The following is a 19429-nucleotide window of genomic DNA, read 5'->3' as shown; positions in this document are numbered from 1 at the left end:
GTTTGAGTCAGTGATAAGAGGCTGCGCCGCGGTTCGCTTCGTGTGTGTCTGCGCACAGTTCACCGCGGCGGCCAACATCAGGACTTGGGGCTGCACGCTTATACCTGTGCGCCACGTCTCCGATCCAGTACATCAAGGCAGTGCGATTGCACCAGGCACGGCTGATTATGATCCGCGACGCTGTCACCGCGGCGGGCGCGGCGGCACGGGTCGGGTATGAGAGCGCGCCGCAGTTCAACCACGAATTCAAGCGCTTCTTCGGCCGCAGCCCAGGGGAAGAAGCGCGCGAAATGCGTTCGGCCTTCGCGCTGATGGCACCGGCGCAACTGGAAGTCGCGGTTGTCTCGCACTGAGCATGGTTGGACGATTTTCCATCTATGCCAGAGGCCGAAGCACCACGATACCGGGTGTGTTGTTCACATACTCGAGAAACGGCGAATCGACGACTTTCATATTTATTTTCTTCGACGATGCATTGCGCAGCACCGGCCCGTCACTCGTCTCGACGAAGAATCCGACATGGGTCACGTCCAGCCCGTCTGCTGTGGAATAAATGCCGATAAGATCGCCAGTTCGAAGTTGACTGATGACATTGGCGTCGATGAATTCGCTCGGAATATAGGTGATATTCCGTTCAACGACAGGCAATCCTGGCAGATAGGATCCGCCATCCGATTTCCTATTGAGTCGTTTCTCGACCGTGACAGCGTGGGTGCTGATCGTGGCGGTCACGTCATCAGCAAGCACCTGCGTTCGGTCTGCCCAATCCGTAAAAAAATGCCGGCGGTGTACGAAATCGATGTCACCATCCACGTAGCGAGTTTGGATGAGATGGCCGACGTAACCGGCTTTCGTCGTCGCTTTCCTCGCGGCCTCGACGTAATCGAGATATGTGAAGCAATCCAGTCCGCTGAAGTCGATCACGAGTTGTTCTGGAGAGGTCGCTGACCCCTTCAGCATGTTGCCCTTGTAAGGTGTGCCTAAAAATTCGCGCGACAAGAGTTCGATGAGCTGTCCGGCGCTAAGGCCCGCATTCGCCGCGCGTATCGCTAGCAACGTGTCGAGTTTTCTAGACGTCTCTTCACTCATGGTTGCTATCGCGGTTTGTTGCGGCATTATCGTTTGGTTCGGTTGAGACGACTCGGGCGTTCTTTTTGGTTCAGCGGTACGTCGACGGTGGCCTGCGCTCGTATCCGGTGCATTACTGCGCACCGCCTCGAATGCGGCCATCGCGGATGCGACGGTTCCATCTTCTTTCGCTTTCTGTGGGAGACCGGTGTGGAATCCGCCGTCGGCGGTGTTCAATGAGGTGCTGGATGAATTCGATGATACGTGCATGGGTTCTCCTGGTGGTAAGCGGCCAGCGTCTTACTCGTTCTGAGTGGTGTGAACGCGGACGGGAGAGTTCCGGCAAAATTCATCAAGTTTGTTAACGGAAAGACAGTGCGGAAAGACAGCGCCCCAGACCTCGCCATGCCACTGGCCTTTGACCTCGACCGGCAACTGCATCGACCCACGCGCGAACGTCAGGTTCGCACGCTTCGTCTGCGGCAGTTCACGCCGCCGCCGGCGCAGGTAGATCGCCCGCTTACTCCGATCCGTGGGATAGCGAGCGCTCCATGGCAGCTGGGCGATGCTTCTGGCGCAGGGCTTGGAGGCTACGGGTGACGGTGCCGTCGGCTCGCTCGGCCAGCACCATTTCCGCGAGGAATATTTCATGGAGCAAGTAGGAGTGCATTTGGTAGGTCAGTGCGTGATCCAGTATTGAGGTGACCGTGGCCTGGTCGGAGAAAATAGCGGTGGTGACCGAGCGGCCGTCCCGGGCGAGAGTCATGAGGCTGTCCGTGGCCGAGGAGAGCCGTTGGGCAGTGCCCTCATGCGGGTAGATCAGGGCCCGAGGTAGTTTTCTGTGCAACGTCTTCCAGGCGCCAAAAGCGATGATTTTGACCTCTACGCCGCGGCGGCAAGCGGCGTCCGTGTCTTCGATAAAGAGCCTGAGCGTTGAGGCATCTCCTTTCAGCCACGCGTAGTGGCGGGCGGCCGAGAGTTCGCTGCGCATGCGATCCAGGCAGGCATCTATGCCCGAGGCGGTGCTGATGGTGCCCTGATTGCGGGATTGCATCCGACTGCTGACATGCCCGGCGAACCATTCGCATTCACCGGCCAAGTTCGCAGTAAGGCTCGCGATCATGCTACGCGGGTCGACCGGCACATATAGGGTCGGCTTGACCTGCAACGTCTTCACTGCATGCCTTTCCGCCAGACCTTCCAAGGCACGATAGACATTCGCGCGCTGTAAGCCCGAGCGCTTCGCCACTTGGTAGGCCGTGGCCGGAAAGCCGTTCACTAGTTCAAGCCACACCGCGCTCTCGTACGTCGAGAAGCCCAGCCGGCGTAGCAGCCGAGCCGCCTTGGAATCTGGGACGTCGCTTTCTGTTAGTAGTTTCATGAGCTACCAAATCGTCGATAAGATCATTTCTTCGAACATACCATCCCATAAGGCGCGTTGCCCATGAACAGGACGAGACGAGACATACTGATGGCCAGCATGGCGGGGTTGGTCTGCCGCGGTGCCCATGCCGCCTCCGATAAGTGGCCCGCCATGCCGTTGACCCTGACCGTGCCGTTCTCGGCTGGCGGCGGTACCGATCTGCTGGCCCGCACGTTAGCCCAGCAGTTAGGCGCGAAATGGGGTGAGTCGATCATTGTCGAAAACAAACCAGGCGCGGCCGGAAATATCGGCGCTGAGCTGGTCGCGCGCGACCGCACCCGGCACCGCCTGTTGTTCACGACTGCTTCGATCGCTGTCAATCAGACACTTTATAAGAACCTATCCTTCAGGCTGGACAAGGAAATCCTGCCGGTATCAATGTTGACGTCATCCCCCTTGGTCTTGACCGTGCCGGGTACGAGCCAAGTCAAATCATTGAGCGATTTGCTCGCCGCCGTTGGCAAGGCTCCCAGCGGGCTGAATTACGGTTCGCCCGGCATCGGCACGACCAGTCATCTCGGGTGTGCAGTACTCAGCAGTACCTTGGACTTCAAGGGGACGCATATACCCTACAAGGGTGCGGGACAAGTGCTTACCGCTTTGATCGGTAAAGAGATAGATTTCTCCATGCTGGCCGCGGTCGCGGTGGCTCCACACCTCCGTAGCGGAGCCCTCCGCGCAATCGGCATCGCTGGCCGGGCGTCGCCTCCCGGGATGGAGGGTATCCCATTGCTGACCTTGAACAACCCGCGCCTCGAGTTCGACAACTGGCAGGCCCTGTTCGCGCCCGCCGTCTTGCCTGCTTCGGACATCGACAAACTGTACGGCGCGCTTAAGGAGGTCCTCAAAACCCCCGACGTGATCCACAAGATCAACTCGGACGGCGCGACCCCTCTGGGCCTGTCCCCTGCGGAAACGGCGATCAAGGTAGACGACGAAGTGCAACGCTATAAGGCCATCATTGAGCAATTTGACATTAGTGTCCTGTGACATGACGACATCTCCAGACCAGGTCCGCCCGCTCGCAGGAATCCGTGTCCTCGACGCAACCCGCGTGCTAGCAGGCCCGTATTGCGCGTATTTGCTAGGTCTTCTGGGTGCCACGGTGACGCGTGTAGAGCGTGCACCAGGCGGCGATTCAATTCGCTGGCGTTCCCGTGCGAATCAAGAACTGGGCGCGCAAGGTCTGAGCACTGATTACATCGCCCAGGCCTGTAACAAGGAACTGATCCTGTTGGATCTGAAGCAGCCCGCAGCCACCGCGCGTTTTCTGGAAATAGTCGCACGGCATGACGTATTGGTGGAGAACTTCCGGACTGGCGCCCTCGATCGCCTGGGTATCACGGAAGAAGCCGTGCGCAATCGCAATCCAGGCTTGCTCTGGTGCTCAATCACGGGCTACGGTCGCGCCGGTCCGCGCCGTGAGTATCCGGCTTACGACAGTATTATTCAGGCCGCTAGCGGCCTGATGCAGCTCACCGGGACGCCGGGCAGCGGACCTATCAAGGCGGGGGCACCCATTATCGATTACGCCACCGGTTTGAATGCGGCACTGGGCGTCGTGAGCGCCATTGTCATGAATCTGCGCGAACCGAAAGGGCGGCGCGTTTCCGTGTCGATGCTTGATACGGCGCTGGCGATGATGCACAGCACTGCTAGCGGGTTTATGAACGGCCGTGAATCGCTGGCTCCTCGCGGTAATGTCGCGTCAAGTGGTGCCTTGCTATCGCGATCCTACGCGACGCTGGATGGGCAAGTGTGCATAGCGGTAAACGAACCACATCAGTTGAGTGGATTGCTGCGCACACTAGGTATTGAAGAGGCTGCACCGGAAAAACTGTTATCGCAGGTGCAGGAACGTATTGCAACGAAGCGCAAGGCGGACCTCGACCTGGCACTTAACACCGCAGGTGTACCGTGTTCGCCGGTGCAGGGCCTGGACGTCGCCCTGGCCACTGCCCGGGAGGCCGACGCGGACTTCGTGCAACAGCGGAAGGAAGGATCAGGCCGCACCTACATGACGCTGCCATTCAGCATCGACGGGGAGCGTGGGGCGATTGTGCAAGAGCCCGAGGCGATCAAGCGCTAAGACTTCTAACGCCACATCGAATCGTCCGGTCGTCAATCAACGCGGTGCCTTCTAGCCTTGCGTTTTTTCATATACCACCTTGGTGCCGGGGGCAGGTGTATTCCCGAAGTCTCCACGACTGAGCACCGCTTCTCGTCCACCGTTCTGCTCGATCAATTCTGCTTGCCGGCGCTTCGCTGCCCGATCAACCTCGAATGGATCGCACAGCGTAAACAGCATAGCCTTCAGTTCAGCAACAACACCCACATAATCCGGATTTTCCGCCAGGTTATCCAGCTCCTCCGGATCTCTTTCCAGGTCATAAAGTTCGGCTAGCAGTGCAACATGGAAGATGTATTTATATCGCTGGGTTCGGATCATGAACACGCCGTCCACTGAACCCGATGCGTGATACTCGGAGAAAGCAAAAGGCGGAGCTTTTCTGCCGGCCCAGATATCCGACAACGAAACGCCGGGACGGACCGCATCATCGGGCTGGGCGCCCACCGATTCGAGGATGTAGGGGTACATGTCGATGTGGCTGACCGGCGTATCGCAGACCCCGTGTGGAACGTCGGGCCCGGCCACGATCAACGGAACGCCCACGGACTCTTCATACATCGTGTTCTTGCCCCACAGACCGCGGGTTCCCAGATTATCCCCGTGGTCGCTGGTGTAGATGACACGTGTCTCATCAGCGAGACCTGCCGAATCCAGGGCGCCGAGCACCTTGCCGATCTCCCCATCGATGAATGTGCAAAGTCCGTAATACGCCGCGATTGCCTTTCGTACATGCATATCGTCCTTGAAGAAATCGGCGTGGCGATGGTATGACCAGAGGCCTTTGACATACGGATGAACGTGCTCAACCTGGCGCCCATGAAGCTTGGGAACATCGATGCGGTCCAGAGGATATTGGTAGTAGAACTCCGGCGGGCACGTCAGGGGAAAATGGGGCGCAACGAAGGAAACGAACAGCGCCCATGGCTTGGGTCCCAGAGTCGGAGCGGTTTCGCGCAGCCAGACTTGAGCATGTGCCGAGATTTCCCGGTCGTAGCGTGTGTATGCGGATTCGCCAGGACCTGCCGTGTCGGCCAACGCACTTGAGGTGCCGCGCTTGATCGTGGGGTCGCGCAGCAGGCTGATCAATGCACCGCGACCTTCCGCCAGGTGCATCGGGACAATTTCACGATCAAACCCATGGTCCTGCCCTTCACGCTGAAAGTGCAGCTTGCCGATCGAAATGACTTCGTGCCCCTGTTCTCGCAACAAGTGATGCCAACTCGGGATCGTGCCGTCGTAGGCGTTGGCATTGTCCCAGCAGCCGATTTCGTGGACGTAGCGCCCCGTGGCGATGGCGCCACGGGCGGGCACGCAGATCGGACTCGCTGAATATGCGTTGTTGAATTGCATTCCGCGGCCGGCGAGTTTGTCTAGATTCGGTGTGCGGACGAACGGGTGTCCGTAGCAACCCAGTGCCTTGCGGCTGTGTTCGTCATTCATGACGATAAGCAGATTCTTTGCCTTGTTCATGCTTCGCTCGTAGAAGGTTCAGGTCAGGCTCAGCTTGAGGCGCTTCACGGTGTCTGTATTGCGTGTGAGCTGAGTTTCTATCAACACAGAGAATTCCTCGGGTGGGCTGGCCCGCAACTCCGCTCCGAGGTCGGTGATGTGACTCCGCAGTACGGAGTCCTTCAATGCGCGAAGCGCGGCATTCGCAAGGGCATTCACAACAGCATCCGGCGTTTTTGCGGGTGCCATCATCCCGTGCCACGTGCTTGAATCCAGGCCGGGCATCTGTAATGCCTCGGCCAGCGTCGGCACATCGGGCAGTATCGAAGATCGATGGGACAGTCCGATCGCCACCGGTTTGGCGCCGCCGCTGCGTATCGCCGGATAGCAGGCGGGTGCGCCGAGTAATGCGAAAGGAATGTGTCCTCCCAACAGATCCGTCAATGCGGGGCCCGCACCCTTGTATGGAACTGAGGTGATGTCGAGACCCGCCGATTTGAGGACTGCCAGCGTCAGGAATTGCGTTCCGCCTGTACCCGACACGCCGATGGATGTCGATCCGTCGGTCTGGGCGCCCTTCAACATGCGCCGGAGATCATCGTCCTTGACCGACGGATGAGCGATGAGAAGGTTCGGCGACTCGGCGAAGAGCACGACGGGGCGCAGCCTGCGGGATTTCTCCAATGCGGCGGCGTCGAACGCGGGGGTTACGACTATCTCGCCAGCCCCGCATGCCAATAACGTATAGCCATCGGGCGCCGCCGAGCCGACCATGTCGACCGCGATGGCACCGAGCGCCCCAGGACGGTTCTCCACGATCATCGGCCGGCCCAGGATCACGGACATCTGCTCGGTGACCAGCCGGCTGATGCGGTCGACACCCCCACCCGGTGCCAGACCGAGGATTACCCGGATGGGACGGTCGGGATATGCGCTGGCTGCACGGGGTGCAAAAGAAAGGATGCACGCGCTGGCGCCCATTCCCTTGATGATGGTTCGTCTATTCATTCTTCGTCTCCATGCAGGCATTCTAGGAGCCGGGGCATATACTGAATAGCGATCAAATCCGCATAGGGTGATCCACCTTTTGAATCACAGGGACGCTCCCGTCATGAATCACGAACTCGATAAGCTTCGCGGCAGTATCGGCAAGCTGCAGATCCGACACCTGTCCCTCCTGGCCGCGATCATGGACCATGGGAGCGTCAGGCGCGCCGCGGCGAAGCTGTATCTCTCGCAGCCAGGCGCCAGCCGCATGATCAATGAGCTGGAGGCTGTGTTCGGCGGACCGCTATTCATTCGATCGGCACGGGGGATGACTGCAAATCATCGGGCGCAAGTGCTGTATCGGAGCAGCAAGGCGATACTGCGCGAATTAACAACCGCCGAACACGAAATAGCGTCAGAGTCGCCACGGCGCACCATAGTCGTGGGTGCCCTGCCCGTAGTTATCGTCGAGCTGCTAGCCCGGGTCATCGGAGCGCTGGAGCACGATCAACCCAACACGGTGATCAAGGTCCGGCCCGGCACCAGCTTCGAGCTATTTCAAAGACTCGCTGATGGCGATCTGGATTGCGTCATTGCTCGATTGCCGCAAAGCCAGATGCAAGGAGAAGGCTATGAAACGATCAGAGGGCTGTTGCCGGGGCTCGACGTCGAGGTGCTCTACGATGAACCCCAATGTCTGATCGTCGGCCGGCACCACGCGCTGGCCAATGCGCGCCGCGTAACGTGGCGGGCCATGGCGCAAGAGCGCTGGTTGAGGCCGCCCTCCGAGGGTTTTGTACATCGGGTTCTGTCCGATGGATTCAGCGCCGCGGGATACCGGATGCCACAGGCGTCTGTGGAATGCGAAAACTTCATGTATGCCATCCATATCGTCGCGACCACTAATCTTTTGGCGGTCGTACCCAGACGGGAGGCCAATAAATTTCGGGAGATGGTGGCCTTGCTGCCATTGCCGGCGAAGATTACAGCCGCACCGATCGTCTTTGCCAGCCGCAAACTGAGCGCAGCAGACGAGACTATCGCATCGTTTCGCGAAAGTGTCCGGTCGAACGCGAGTGCTTGAACGGCGGTGTGAGGGCAATCGCGCGATGACTGCTGTGGAGGGAGTGCGATCGTGTCCTTCGTTCTCGCGCGCAACCTGCTGGCGACGCTACGCGATGCTCGATGATGGCATGGGTTTCTCGCGCTGATTGAGCATGCTGTCATGGGGTCGGCTTACCGCTTACCGACGCCACCCCACGCCATGCAAACAGCACTACGTTGCGCTCCGTGACTTCGCCCTCTTGGCATCGCTGCGAGGTCGACTTGTCAGGATGGCGCTCGTAATGAGGTGAACGAGATGATCCGCCCGCGACGCGAATGAGGGTTGGTCAACCACCCAGCCCAGCGCCGTTATCAGGGCGAACAGGTCGTCCCCCGTCATGTCGGCGCGTGCCGTTCCTTCGTCTTGGGCGCGCAGCAGCAGCCGCGCGCCTGCCGAGTGCACCGCGGCGCATGAACCGTAAAGCGCGGAGTCCGGGTTGGTGTGGGCGGCCGCCATCATGGCGACAACGCCCCTGTAGCTTTGGGTGAACACCACCAATTCCCGAAACCAGGTGAGAAGTGCTTCGTCAGCCGAAGCCGAGGTTTCGAGTGCGTCCGCCTTCTGGGTCAGTGTGTCCAGATGGGTACACAGCAAGGCCTCGAACAAGGCTTCTCGTGTCGGGAAATGACGAAGCAGCGTGGCCAGGCCTACACCGGCGCGGCGGGCGATATCGCGCATCGACGCCTCGGCGCCATGCTCGGCGACGACTTCACGCGCGACCGTGAGGATTTGGCTGCGATTTTTTTGGGCGTCGGCTCGCATGGGTTGTCTTGACAAGTGGATCAGTGATCCATATAGTCCTTATCTGGATCGGTGATCCACATAATACCGCGCCATACGGCATTTCTCCAGCTTCCGCGCAACTCCAACGAAAGAGCCCATGACATGAACAGACTGAATGGAAAGACCGCCGTCATCACTGGCGGCGCGACGGGCATCGGCCTCGCCGCGGCAAAGCGCTTCATCGAGGAAGGCGCGTTCGTCTTCATCTTCGGCCGTCGGCAGGAGGCGCTCGATGCCGCTGTCACGGCCCTCGGGCCCAATGGCCGAGCTGTGAAGGGCTCCGTCTCCGAGCTGGCTCACCTCGACCGACTCTACGCGGCGGTGAAGGCCGAGCGCGGATCCCTCGACATCGTCTTCGCCAACGCCGGGGCGGGAAGCCCGCTTCCACTTGGCCAGATCACTGCCGAGCACATTGACGACACCTTCGACACCAATGTGAAGGGGACGATCTTTACGGTCCAGAAGGCACTCCCGCTGATGGGTCCAGGCGGTTCCATCATCCTGACCGGATCGAGCGCCGGCACCACGGGAGCTCCAGGATTCACGGCCTACAGCGCGAGCAAAGCCGCGGTGCGCAACCTCGCCCGGACTTGGGCGGAGGACCTGAAGGGCACCGGCATCCGGGTAAATGTGCTGTCGCCTGGGGCGACGGCCACGGAACTCGCCAAGCAGGCGCTGGGGGAAGAGGGCCAGAAGGCCTACGGTGCGATGACGCCGCTCCAGCGTATGGCCGATCCGGCGGAGATCGGGGCGGTCGCAGCCTTTCTTGCGTCGTCGGACAGCAGCTTCATGACCGCCAGCGAGGTTGCCGTCGACGGTGGCTTGGCACAACTCTGAGGAGAAAAATCAATTGACACAATCGATTGAAGCGAGCGGCGGTTACACGCTCTGACCGCGCCGAGAAACGAAGGAGAAACATATGAATTACGCAATCATTGGCTTCGGCAAGATCGGCCACGCACTTGCCAAGGCGTTCGCCCGGAACGGCATCGAAGTGGCCGTTGCGACCACGCGCGACCCGGAAACCTTTGCAGCCGATGCGGCCGCGATCGGTTCCACGATCATTCCCAAGACCCTGGCGGAAGCCGTCAAGGCGGACATCATCTTTCTGGCTGTCCGTTTCGAGTCGCACCCGGAGGTTGCGATAGCGCTGCCCGACTGGAAGGGGAAGACCGTCATCGACGCGATGAACACGCAGGCCCCGCTTGAGGAACTGGACGGTCTCCCGTCCTCTGCTTTCATCGCGAAGGTGTTTACCGGAGCCAGGCTGGTGAAAGGCTTCAACCATCTGGTCGCTGCCGTCCTTGACCAGGACCCGGCCGTACACGGTGGCAGGAGGGTCGTGTTCCTGGCGAGCGACGATGACGGCGCTGCGGCGGAGATGGGTGCGCTTGCGGAAGACCTCGGATTCGCGCCCATCCAACTCGGCGCGCTTTCTGAAGGGGGGCTGCTTGTGCATGCGCGCGGGAAAAGCTGGGGTCACCTGATCTTCAAGGACTTGGTCAAGTTCGACAGATGAGCGAAGCGAGGTATCACCGAATTCTGCAGGCTTGACCGACCTCGCCGAAATCGTAGGTGTGTCTCGCCGGAACATGCGCAAGCTGATGCTGGCCCATCCGTTGCGGATAAGCTTTCCATGGTGCATCATCGACGGCGCGCCAGTCGGTTTATCGGTTATCGGAGCGCGTGGTACCGACGCGCGGGTGATCGCGGCGGCGCAGAACCGCCACGACGCGCTCTCCTCTTGATCCGGACAACAGCGAAGGCAACATGCGGCGGATTAGTGTAGCGTTGGTCGTCTTTCCCGGTTTCCAGCTGCTGGATGTGGCTGGCCCTTCGGATGCGTTCGGCGAAGTTCGCGTTCTGTCGGCGGGAGCGGTGGAGTATCAATTGATGGTCATCGGAAGCACACGATCGGCCATCAAGTCGTCCTGCGGTATTTCAATCGTGCCGGATCGCACCATCTTCGATCCTTGTCCGTACTTCGATACGGTCATCGTCGCTGGCGGCATCGGCGTGTTCGATGTACTGGAAGATACGACGCTGAGCGACTGGCTGGCTCAACAATCGCGCCAATGCCGCCGTCTCGCCTCTATCTGCAACGGTATATTCGCGTTGGGGGCGGCTGGCCTGCTGCCAGGCAGAACAGTCACGACACACTGGATGGATGCCTCGGAGCTTGCCCGCCGGTTTCCATCGGCCATCGTGCATCCGGACCGCCTTTACGTCAAAGACGGGAACCTCTACAGCACAGCAGGTGTCACCGCCGGCATAGACCTGGCGCTGGTGCTGGTCGAGGAGGACATTGATCGTCCCATGGCGCTTGCCGTGGCGAAGTATCTGATCGTGTATCTACGCCGCGATGGTAGCCAGTCACAGTTCAGCCCGCTGCTGGAGACGCAGGCGTCCGCACACTCGGAGGTCGACGCCATTCAGCGATTCTTGCTCCAAAACCTTGCCGACGATCATTCGGCGGACTCCATTGCCCAGCATGCGGGTGTGAGTCCGCGGCATCTGTCCCGGTTGTTCGTGCGGGAATGCGGCATCAGCCCGATGACCTTTCTGGAGAACGCACGTGTGGATGCTGCCCGCCGCTTGCTGGAGACGACGAATCTGGAGCTTGGCCAGGTGGCTGCCCGATGCGGCTTGGACGATGCGTCGCAGTTGCGCCGGGTATTCCTGCGCCGCTTGCAATTGACCCCCGCACAATACCGTCAGCGGTTTCGTTCGGGTGACCGTCCGGACGACGTGACCTCAGTTGAGGCTCATGCCACGTCGCCTTCGTCATAGCGCGGCATGTTGGCGCGCCGAGGCGTTCAGTATTTCTGTTGCGAAAGCTTGTTCTGCCGAGCGCTCCAGCCCCAGATGGCGAACATCAGCATCACCAGCGCGCTGCCGGTAAGCGAGAACGCCAGGTCGTCGAGTTCGATCCGTGGCATCCAAGCCTTGGTGATGTTGTAGAAGGCAACGCCATAGGAAATCGCCACGATCAGCCAGCCCAGCGTGCGGCGCACGCGGCGTGCCGCGGCGACGCCATGGGTACCGCGGCCGATGCGGCAGACGATGCGTCCGTCCAACGTGTCCGTCACCATCATCCCGGCAGTGAATACCAGTCCCGCCAACAACGCGGCGCCACTTCCGCCGCCCTTGTTGCTCGCAACGTATCCCCAGGCGGCAGCCTGCGTGGCGGTATCGAACACAGTAGCGAATAACACGCCAATCAGCACCACCGACCAAGCGCTGGTGTGCCGGCGCAGGCGCTCCGGTATGAGTCCCATCTTCCAGCCCATCGGCGCGTACGCCTCGCCGCCGCGCAGTAGCAGCCGAAGATTCAGTGTGCCGACCAGGATCAGTAGCGCGGTCGGCACCCACTCGAAGATCCGTATTGCGAATGGCGGCGGATCGACATGCAGCGTGACTCGGCTGACCACGACGGCGATCATCGTGACCAACAATCCGTGCCCGAGCGCGAACAGCGTGCCGATCGAAGGCGCATGCCGGTGCGAATGGTTGAGCGCGCGCCAGGTCAGGCCATCGATGCAGGCGATATGGTCCGGGTCCAGACCATGGCGCAGGCCGAGTACGAACATCAGCAAGAGGCCCGAGAGGGAAACCAGTTCAGACGTCATGATGCATCTGCCGTTCGATATCAGCGGGACTCAGTACTTGGTGTTGATCGAGCACCTGTATCAGCGCGAGCAGGAAACGCTCGTAGTAGTCCCACGGAGGCTGGCTCTCGCAGTCCAGTTGCTCCCAGTCGCCAATCGCCGCGATCAGATTGCGGCGAAAGTCTTCCCATTCGAAGTGACCTTCTTTTGACAACGCCAGCGTTAGGCCGAACAGCGTTCGTTGCCATTCCTTGCTGAAGTGCAGCTTGCCAAGGCTGCGCGGCGGGGAGTCGGGTTGGCCCAGCATCTGGGCCGCGGCGAATTCCTCGAAACGGGTGAACATGGCGCGTTCCTCCTTCAGGGCGCCGTTGGCGCGGGCACCAGCGCCACGCCCATCATTGCCTCTGGCGTGACAAGGGCGGCAAGCTCTTCTTCGGTCATGCCATCCGTGTTGGCGGGGCGTTCCGGCACGACGAACCAGCGGATTTGCGCGCTGCTGTCCCAGACCTTGACCTCCGTGGCTTCATCGATAGGCACGCCGAATTCGCGCAACACCGCGCGTGGTTCGCGCACGCCGCGCGCGCGGAAAACCGGATCCTTGTACCAGTACGGCGGCAAGCCCAGCACAGGCCACGGGTAGCAAGAGCACAGCGTGCAAATGATCAGGTTGTGCACACCCGGGCCGTTAGCCACGGCGGCCATGTGTTCGCCTTCGGCTCCGGTCATGCCTCGCGCGACATCAAGTTCGGCGATGGCCTTCGGTGTGTTTTCGATCAAGCGGCGTTTATATTCGGGATCGACCCAGGCTCGGGCGACGATACGCGCGCCGTTGAAGGGACCGGCCACGTTCTCGAAATGCGACAACACGGCATCGACCGAGTCACTGCCGATCACGCCTTTTTTTATCAACAGCGCTTCCAATGCTCGCACTTTGGCGGCACTCTTGGCCTCGCGGTCTTCTTCGTAGTTGAACATGTCGCTCATGATGGAAATCCTCTTTTGTCTTCAGGACTGGTCGCCGGGAAGTACGTAGACTTCGAACAGATCCGCGTAGATGGTGGTGTTGGGTTCGCACATGCTGGCTCCCCAGATGTCAGCCGCGTCGAAGGCGACACGGTAGACGGGCATCGGCCCATCCAGGCCATCCGGCCCTGTCGAGCAGAAATACTCGAATGCGTCCGGATAGACCTCGTCGACCGTTCCCTTCTTGTTGCGCAAGTAGCCGGGCAGGCGCGTGTGGTCCGCGGCCAAGGGATCGGCCACGGTCACGGTTTGGCCGGGCACGAACCGCGGTGGCGATGATTGACTGCGCAGTGGTGAATCGCCCCGCATCAGATAGTCGATGACCTGGTCCCGAATCGGCTTGCTCGGCAGGTCCGGCAGCGGCGCATCGGGCTGGTCGTGGTAGAACGAGGCCTCTTGTGCCATCTCCTCGGCCGTGACATACCCCTTGTCGATGAAGAACTGGCTGATGCCCATCAGCCATTTCTCGTAATAGCGGAACTTGAAGTAATCGAAGGGCTGCATGCTCTCGGCACCGGTACGCAGCGAGGCCCAGGTCCAGGTTTCCTTGAAGGCGGTCGGAAGCATGTCCACCGGGTACCGGTGTAGCGCACCTGACAGGTGCGCGCTCTCCGCCATCATCACGGTGTGGATACCGAAAATGCGCTTTTCCCAATCCTGTACGAAGACGCGCGGCTCGACGTTGACGGGGCCCAGGTTCTCCAGGCCGCCCAGCGAATGTTGAAGTTTCATGATGGCTTTCCTTCGTTGTATGGTTCAGGCCAACTGCGTGTCCTTGGCGGTCAGCGCCTCTCCGAGCGCTTCGGACACGAAGCCGAACAGACCGCCGAGCACCAGCGAAGCCGCAGCAACGAGCCCGGGGTTATTAAGTGCCGGCATCGTGATCGGCTGTGCGGTCGCCACGCTCGTGGCCACTGTCGAGGCAAAGCCCCACACGATGGCGGGCAATACGCTGATCGTGGCGAACTTCGAAGCCTGCACCATCAACGCGCTGCCGATGCCCACCGCAATCGCGACGACGATGGGCGAGCTACCGCCCGACGCGATCGCCAGCAGCGTGAGCGAACTGATGGCCACGCCGATCAGGTTAGACACGATGCTTTGGAAAAGTCCCTTGGTGCCACCGCCCAGGATGAAAAATGATGCCCAGGCGATAAAGGTGACCCAGACCGGCAAGGGCAGGATCGTCGCGGTCAGGTAGGTGTCGGCGACGGCAAGAACGCCGATGCTGACGGTGTAGGCTTCTTTGGATTTCATCGAATTCCCCTTGGATGATTGAAGTAAAAAATATTGTTTTCAGGCAATGCAGTTCCGCAATCCGATGCGCAGTGCGTCTCCATCGAGCCGGCGGCCGATGAATACCAGCTTGCTGTCGCGTATCTCGTCATCGCGCCAGCGCCGTCCCGGCCTGGCGTCGAGCAACATATGCACGCTATGGAAATGGAATTGACGTGCTTCGGACCGCATGTTCAGTACGCCCTTGGTTCGCATCAGGTCGGCACCTGCACGTTGGACTAACTGGTTCATCCAGCGGTTGAAGCGCTCGGCATCGAGGGGATCGGCCACATCCACGCAGAGGGCCTGAATCGATTCGTCGTGCTCGTGGTCGTGTTCGCCGCCATCGAGCAGATCGGGTTCGATGGCCAGCACATTTGGCAGGGAAAAGCGGCGTATCCCGAATAATGACTGTGCCGCTACTTGCGCATAGTCGGTCCTTTCGAGGTGCGCGGCAGGATTGAGCTGCAGCAGTCGCGCTTCCAGGTCCGCCAGCGCCACTGGCCCCATCGACGAGACCTTGTTAAGCACGATCGCGTCGGCGAAGGCGATCTGCTCGCGCACGATTTCGTCATCGAGATGCAGATGCACGTGCAATGCGTCGACCACCGCGATGACCGACTCGAGTTCGACCTGCTGTATCAGGTCGGGGTCGGCCAGGAAGGTTTGCAGCACCGGCGCAGGATCGGCCAGGCCCGAGGTCTCGATCACGATCCGGTCGAGCTCCCGGCCCCCGGGCCGCAGCAGTTCTCGCACGGCAACGGCGAGATCTTTGCGTACGGTGCAACAGACGCAACCGTTGTTGATCTCGATCAGCGGGTTGTCGTCGGCCACGATCAGCTGACCGTCGATGCCAACCTCGCCAAACTCGTTCACGATGACAGCGATTTGCTCGGTGGGGCACTGCTGCATCAGATGATTGACGAGCGTGGTCTTGCCCGCACCCAGGAAGCCGGAAATCACGGTGACCGGAATTCTTGCGAACGTTGTTGTGGGTGACATAGCCTCGTTTTCCTCGACGCTCGATGAGCGAACGAATCCACACCTAGCGGCCCACGTACCAACGAGGCGAGCATGTCCATTAATATTCGTTTCGCGTCTGATCTTGTGCGCCGTCGAGTCCTAATTTGTCATCTTTGACGAATTTAGACGTTCCGCGAAGCGGTGGTCGCTTATTGCGGAATTTCGGGATGCACTTTCAGGGTGCGCTTTGTGGTGCGCAAGAAAACGGGAATTGCGCCATTCTGGCGCGCGCATCCCTTTCGCCATCCAGGCCTGTGCGACCTGGTGATGCGACAATCAAGTCGCCAGCGCCGCGGCATCACGAGCTCCGCCTCGGCTCCACTGCTCTGTACGGACGCGCCATGATGCATGCAACACATCGCGAGAACTCTGCCGCAGCATCCCCGATACGTATAGGCTGTGCAGGATGGACGCTGCCAGCCAGTACCGGGGGGCGGTTTACCGCCCAGGGCAGTCATCTTGAGCGGTATGCGCGGGTCTTTTCTTCGGTTGAAATCAACTCGTCGTTCTCTCGTCCGCATCAGTCGAAAACCTATGCCAAATGGGCCGCGAGCGTGCCCGACGCCTTCCGGTTCTCCGTCAAGATCCCGCGGAGGATCTCGCACGAGCTCAGGCTACGCGACACGGAGGTCGCGCTTCGCGAATTCATGCAAGAGGTCATGTCCTTGGGTGAAAAATTGGGGTGCCTGCTGCTGCAGCTGCCCCCCAGCCTGGCACTGGATGAGCCCGTGGCGCGGGATTTTTTTTCGCTGCTACGCGGCCTGACGGACGCGCGTATCGTCTGCGAACCACGTCACGCGACATGGTTTACCCCGGCGGGCGCGGAAACGATGAAAAATGCCGGGGTCGCTTGTGTCCGCGCGGACCCGCCGCCAATCGCTGGCGTCGAGCCCATCGGCGCTTCGGATATGCTGTACATCCGACTGCATGGGTCGCCCAGGATCTATTACTCGACCTACGAAGAGCCATTCATCGAGGCGGTGGCTGCGCGTATCGTCGATGCTCGAAATTCGAACACCGAGGTCTGGTGTATTTTCGACAATACCGCGCATGGCGAGGCGGTTCCCAACGCGCTTATGCTGCTGGAAAAATTGAAGAAGGCAGGGGGGTGAGACTGGCCGACGCCGGTCCCCGCAGCGCGGCGGCCATTACAAGGCGACGGTTGGCCAGCGGGTGCTCGACCGTATCATGCGCGGCCTGTCGGCCTGGACGCCACCAGCTCCGAAAGCCTGCGCCCCAGGGCGCGTTCCGGGTCTGCCATATCCAGCACAACGCTCATGTGGTTCAGCTTCGCCGCCGGCAGCAGCTCCGCGGCTTGTCCGGATGCGCGCAGCTTGGCGTGCAGGGCGACTGCCTGCTGGAGGAAGGGCGGGGTTTCGTCCGTGCCATAGGCCACGATGCGTGCCGGTCCGGCATGCTGGACGGCACGCAGCGGGCTCCATGCCTGCGCCTCCGTGGGAGTCATCCGGGCTTCGTCCTTGAGGAAGCTGTCCGGAATTCCAGACAGGTCGTAGATGCCGCTGACCAGTAGCATGCCTTGCAAGGTCGGCAGGCGCGGCGCCATGGTCTCATCCGGTCCTGTCGCGGCGAGGTAGGACGTGAGATGCGCGCCGGCAGAGTGGCCGCTTGCCGTCATCCGGGCAGGGTCGGCGCCGAAGTCTCGCGCATGGGCTTGCAGCCATCGGGCGGCACGGCGCACCTGATCGACGAGCACGGACAGGCCTGCACGCGGCATGAGGTCGTATTCGACAACGGCGGCGATGCCGCCCGCCGCGATGACCGGGGCCGCGACCAGACGGTAGTTCGCCTTTTCTCCGGAGCGCCAATAGCCGCCGTGGACGAGCATGTGCAGCGGCGCGTCCGGGCGCGGATTGTCGGGGAAGACCAGGTCCAGGGTTTCCCGTTTGCGCGGGCCGTAGGCGATATCGGTCTTCAGGATGGCCCGGGAAGACAGCGCGCGACTGCGCTCGGCGAACTCGGCTGCGATCGCGTCGAAATCCGGCACGAAGTCCCGGATGCGATAGGCATCTTTCCCCAACATTCATGTCCTCCTTTGTGATCCGTATCCATGCTTTCGGCGCCGAAACCCTAGAACTCCACGGCATAGTATTTCGGTTCCATGAATTCCAGGATGCCCGTCACGCCGCCTTCGCGCCCAAGCCCGCTCTGCTTTACGCCTCCGAACGGTGCCGCCGGATCCGACATCAGGCCACGATTGATTCCCAGCATGCCGGTCTCCAGGCGCTTGCCTAGCCGCATGGCGCGCTTCAAGTCACGCGTGTAGAGGTAGGCCGCCAGGCCATACTCCGTATCGTTGGCCAGCTGGACCGCCTCGTCCTCGGTCTCGAATCGGTAGATGGGGGCGACGGGGCCGAATATTTCCTCGCGCGCGATCCGGGCGCCCGCGGGGACGTTTTCCAGGACCGTGGGGGGATAGAAATAGCCAGGGCCGGGCAGCGGCGCGCCACCGGTAGTGACGCGCGCACCCAGTCGGACCGCGGTCGAGACGAGGTGGTCGATTTTCTCGATCGCTCTGCGTGTGATCATCGGCCCGCATTGCGTGGCCGGGTCGTAGCCGGCGCCGATGCGCAGGGCGCCCATGCGGGCGGTCAGCCCCTTGACGAAGTCGTCATGGATGCCGGCCTGGACATAGAAGCGGTTGGCCGCGGTGCAGGCTTCTCCGGCATTGCGCATCTTGGCCACCATGGCGCCATCGAGCGCCGCGTCCAGGTCGGCATCGTCCAGGACGATAAACGGCGCATTGCCGCCCAGCTCCATCGAGCAGCTCACCACGCGCTTGGCGGCTTCGGCCAGCAGGGTACGGCCGACCGCCGTCGAACCGGTGAACGACAGCTTACGCACCCGCGGGTCGGCCAGCATGGCGTTGGTCACGTCGGCGGGGTTCTGTGTGGTCAGTACGTTGACGACGCCAGGCGGCACGCCGGCCTCTGCGCCCAGGCGGGCCATGGCATAGGCCGTCAATGGGGTTTCCGAGGCGGGTTTCAGAATGACGGTGCAACCGGCCGCCAGGGCGGGGGCGATCTTGCGCGTGGCCATCGCGGCGGGAAAATTCCACGGCGTGATCAACACGGCGATGCCGATGGGTTCGTGATCGACCAGGATCGTGTGCGAACCCGACGGCGTATGCCGGTATTCGCCCGGGATGCGGGTGGCTTCTTCGGCATACCAGCGGAAGAACTCGGCGGCATAGGCAACCTCGCCGCGGGCATCGGGCAGCGCCTTGCCGTTTTCCAGCGCGATCAATGTCGCGATCTCTTCCGCATGTTCGGACATCAGTTGGAACCAGCGGCTCAGGATTTCGGAGCGCCGGCGCGCAGGCGTGGCGCGCCATGCGGGCGCCGCGGCCTCGGCGGCGGCCACCGCCCGCATGGCATCTTCCGTGCTGGCATCCGGTACTTCCGCCAGGACATCTCCCGTGGACGGATTCAAGACCGGGATACCGCCGCCTTGTTGCCAGGTTCCGCCGATGTAGAGCCCGTGGGCGTGCAGGGCAGGGGCGGCGTAGCCGGAGAGCTCGGGGTAGGGGATCATGC

The 19429-nt window shown here is 61.2% G+C and carries 21 protein-coding genes and 1 pseudogene; 9 read left to right on the top strand and 13 right to left on the bottom strand.

Annotated elements, in window-relative coordinates; genetic code table 11:
- Positions 1–113: 113 nt before the first annotated feature.
- A pseudogene (locus tag AKI39_RS15240) lies at positions 114–353 on the top strand (helix-turn-helix domain-containing protein); the annotation flags it as partial.
- Between the two features lie 22 nt (positions 354–375).
- Here the strand turns inward: AKI39_RS15240 and AKI39_RS15235 are convergent.
- Positions 376–1338, bottom strand: a complete 963-nt coding sequence (locus tag AKI39_RS15235; RefSeq protein ID WP_235610660.1) for a DUF1460 domain-containing protein — start codon at positions 1336–1338, stop codon at positions 376–378.
- 250 nt (positions 1339–1588) lie between these two features.
- Positions 1589–2449, bottom strand: coding sequence for a TrmB family transcriptional regulator (locus AKI39_RS15230; RefSeq protein WP_066637673.1), 861 nt, complete (start codon positions 2447–2449; stop codon positions 1589–1591).
- A gap of 90 nt (positions 2450–2539) precedes the next feature.
- Between AKI39_RS15230 and AKI39_RS15225 the strand changes: the two genes are divergently transcribed.
- Both AKI39_RS15225 and AKI39_RS15220 read left to right on the top strand, forming a co-directional pair.
- Positions 2540–3481: a Bug family tripartite tricarboxylate transporter substrate binding protein gene (locus AKI39_RS15225; RefSeq protein ID WP_066637671.1), complete on the top strand. Its 942-nt coding sequence runs from the start codon at positions 2540–2542 to the stop codon at positions 3479–3481.
- A 1-nt stretch (position 3482) separates the two neighbouring features.
- Positions 3483–4580 (top strand): CaiB/BaiF CoA transferase family protein, encoded by a 1098-nt coding sequence (locus tag AKI39_RS15220; RefSeq protein ID WP_076879710.1) that lies wholly within the window; start codon positions 3483–3485, stop codon positions 4578–4580.
- A gap of 51 nt (positions 4581–4631) precedes the next feature.
- Here AKI39_RS15220 and AKI39_RS15215 read toward each other — a convergent pair whose 3' ends face one another.
- Positions 4632–6092, bottom strand: coding sequence for a sulfatase-like hydrolase/transferase (locus tag AKI39_RS15215; RefSeq protein WP_066637667.1), 1461 nt, complete (start codon positions 6090–6092; stop codon positions 4632–4634).
- Positions 6093–6110: 18 nt separating this feature from the next.
- The gene (locus AKI39_RS15210; RefSeq protein WP_066637664.1) at positions 6111–7079 is read right to left on the bottom strand and encodes a Bug family tripartite tricarboxylate transporter substrate binding protein; all 969 of its coding nucleotides are present in this window, start codon (positions 7077–7079) and stop codon (positions 6111–6113) included.
- Between the two features lie 103 nt (positions 7080–7182).
- Between AKI39_RS15210 and AKI39_RS15205 the strand changes: the two genes are divergently transcribed.
- Positions 7183–8142 carry a LysR family transcriptional regulator gene (locus tag AKI39_RS15205; RefSeq protein WP_066637662.1) on the top strand — a complete coding sequence of 320 codons (960 nt, stop codon included), beginning with the start codon at positions 7183–7185 and terminating at the stop codon, positions 8140–8142.
- 192 nt (positions 8143–8334) lie between these two features.
- Here the strand turns inward: AKI39_RS15205 and AKI39_RS15200 are convergent, their stop codons facing one another.
- Positions 8335–8925: a TetR/AcrR family transcriptional regulator gene (locus AKI39_RS15200; RefSeq protein ID WP_066637660.1), complete on the bottom strand. Its 591-nt coding sequence runs from the start codon at positions 8923–8925 to the stop codon at positions 8335–8337.
- A gap of 123 nt (positions 8926–9048) precedes the next feature.
- On the opposite strand from AKI39_RS15200, the gene AKI39_RS15195 reads away from it, so the two are divergent.
- The 4 genes from AKI39_RS15195 (at position 9049) to AKI39_RS15185 (ending at position 11736) form a co-directional block, all read left to right on the top strand.
- Positions 9049–9783 carry an SDR family NAD(P)-dependent oxidoreductase gene (locus AKI39_RS15195; protein WP_066637658.1) on the top strand — a complete coding sequence of 245 codons (735 nt, stop codon included), beginning with the start codon at positions 9049–9051 and terminating at the stop codon, positions 9781–9783.
- A gap of 82 nt (positions 9784–9865) precedes the next feature.
- Positions 9866–10465 (top strand): NADPH-dependent F420 reductase, encoded by a 600-nt coding sequence (locus tag AKI39_RS15190; RefSeq protein ID WP_066637656.1) that lies wholly within the window; start codon positions 9866–9868, stop codon positions 10463–10465.
- A gap of 73 nt (positions 10466–10538) precedes the next feature.
- Positions 10539–10694, top strand: coding sequence for a hypothetical protein (locus AKI39_RS25740; protein ID WP_158515183.1), 156 nt, complete (start codon positions 10539–10541; stop codon positions 10692–10694).
- 43 nt (positions 10695–10737) lie between these two features.
- Entirely contained in the window at positions 10738–11736 is a 999-nt protein-coding gene (locus AKI39_RS15185; protein WP_235610659.1) for a GlxA family transcriptional regulator, read from the top strand.
- A gap of 26 nt (positions 11737–11762) precedes the next feature.
- Here the strand turns inward: AKI39_RS15185 and AKI39_RS15180 are convergent, their stop codons facing one another.
- From AKI39_RS15180 to AKI39_RS15155, 6 genes are read right to left on the bottom strand one after another with little or no spacing between them, the layout of a single operon-like run.
- Entirely contained in the window at positions 11763–12575 is an 813-nt protein-coding gene (locus AKI39_RS15180; protein WP_083228872.1) for a HoxN/HupN/NixA family nickel/cobalt transporter, read from the bottom strand.
- Positions 12565–12897, bottom strand: a complete 333-nt coding sequence (locus AKI39_RS15175) for a nitrile hydratase accessory protein (protein WP_066637650.1) — start codon at positions 12895–12897, stop codon at positions 12565–12567. Before AKI39_RS15175 ends, AKI39_RS15180 begins: the two co-directional genes overlap by 11 nt.
- 14 nt (positions 12898–12911) lie before the next feature.
- On the bottom strand, positions 12912–13538 hold the full coding sequence (gene nthA, locus AKI39_RS15170) for a nitrile hydratase subunit alpha (protein ID WP_066637647.1): 627 nt from the start codon (positions 13536–13538) through the stop codon (positions 12912–12914).
- Positions 13539–13559: 21 nt separating this feature from the next.
- A complete protein-coding gene (gene nthB, locus AKI39_RS15165; RefSeq protein ID WP_066637645.1) occupies positions 13560–14309 on the bottom strand; it encodes a nitrile hydratase subunit beta in 750 nt (249 codons plus the stop codon).
- A gap of 24 nt (positions 14310–14333) precedes the next feature.
- Positions 14334–14834 (bottom strand): DUF1097 domain-containing protein, encoded by a 501-nt coding sequence (locus AKI39_RS15160; protein ID WP_066637643.1) that lies wholly within the window; start codon positions 14832–14834, stop codon positions 14334–14336.
- A gap of 39 nt (positions 14835–14873) precedes the next feature.
- Positions 14874–15854, bottom strand: a complete 981-nt coding sequence (locus AKI39_RS15155) for a CobW family GTP-binding protein (RefSeq protein ID WP_066637641.1) — start codon at positions 15852–15854, stop codon at positions 14874–14876.
- A 362-nt stretch (positions 15855–16216) separates the two neighbouring features.
- Here AKI39_RS15155 and AKI39_RS15150 point away from each other — a divergent pair, with 362 nt between their 5' ends.
- Positions 16217–16987, top strand: coding sequence for a DUF72 domain-containing protein (locus tag AKI39_RS15150; protein ID WP_066637639.1), 771 nt, complete (start codon positions 16217–16219; stop codon positions 16985–16987).
- A gap of 74 nt (positions 16988–17061) precedes the next feature.
- Here the strand turns inward: AKI39_RS15150 and AKI39_RS15145 are convergent, their stop codons facing one another.
- Together AKI39_RS15145 and AKI39_RS15140 are read right to left on the bottom strand one after the other, a co-directional pair.
- Positions 17062–17916 carry an alpha/beta hydrolase gene (locus AKI39_RS15145; RefSeq protein WP_066637636.1) on the bottom strand — a complete coding sequence of 285 codons (855 nt, stop codon included), beginning with the start codon at positions 17914–17916 and terminating at the stop codon, positions 17062–17064.
- Positions 17917–17963: 47 nt separating this feature from the next.
- The gene (locus tag AKI39_RS15140) at positions 17964–19427 is read right to left on the bottom strand and encodes an NAD-dependent succinate-semialdehyde dehydrogenase (protein WP_066637628.1); all 1464 of its coding nucleotides are present in this window, start codon (positions 19425–19427) and stop codon (positions 17964–17966) included.
- Positions 19428–19429: the final 2 nt, after the last annotated feature.

Origin of the sequence: Bordetella sp. H567, assembly GCF_001704295.1 — a bacterium.
GTDB lineage: Bacteria > Pseudomonadota > Gammaproteobacteria > Burkholderiales > Burkholderiaceae_B > Bordetella_C.
Note: the sequence above shows the minus strand (reverse complement) of the source record. Positions and strands in the feature narration are given on the sequence as shown.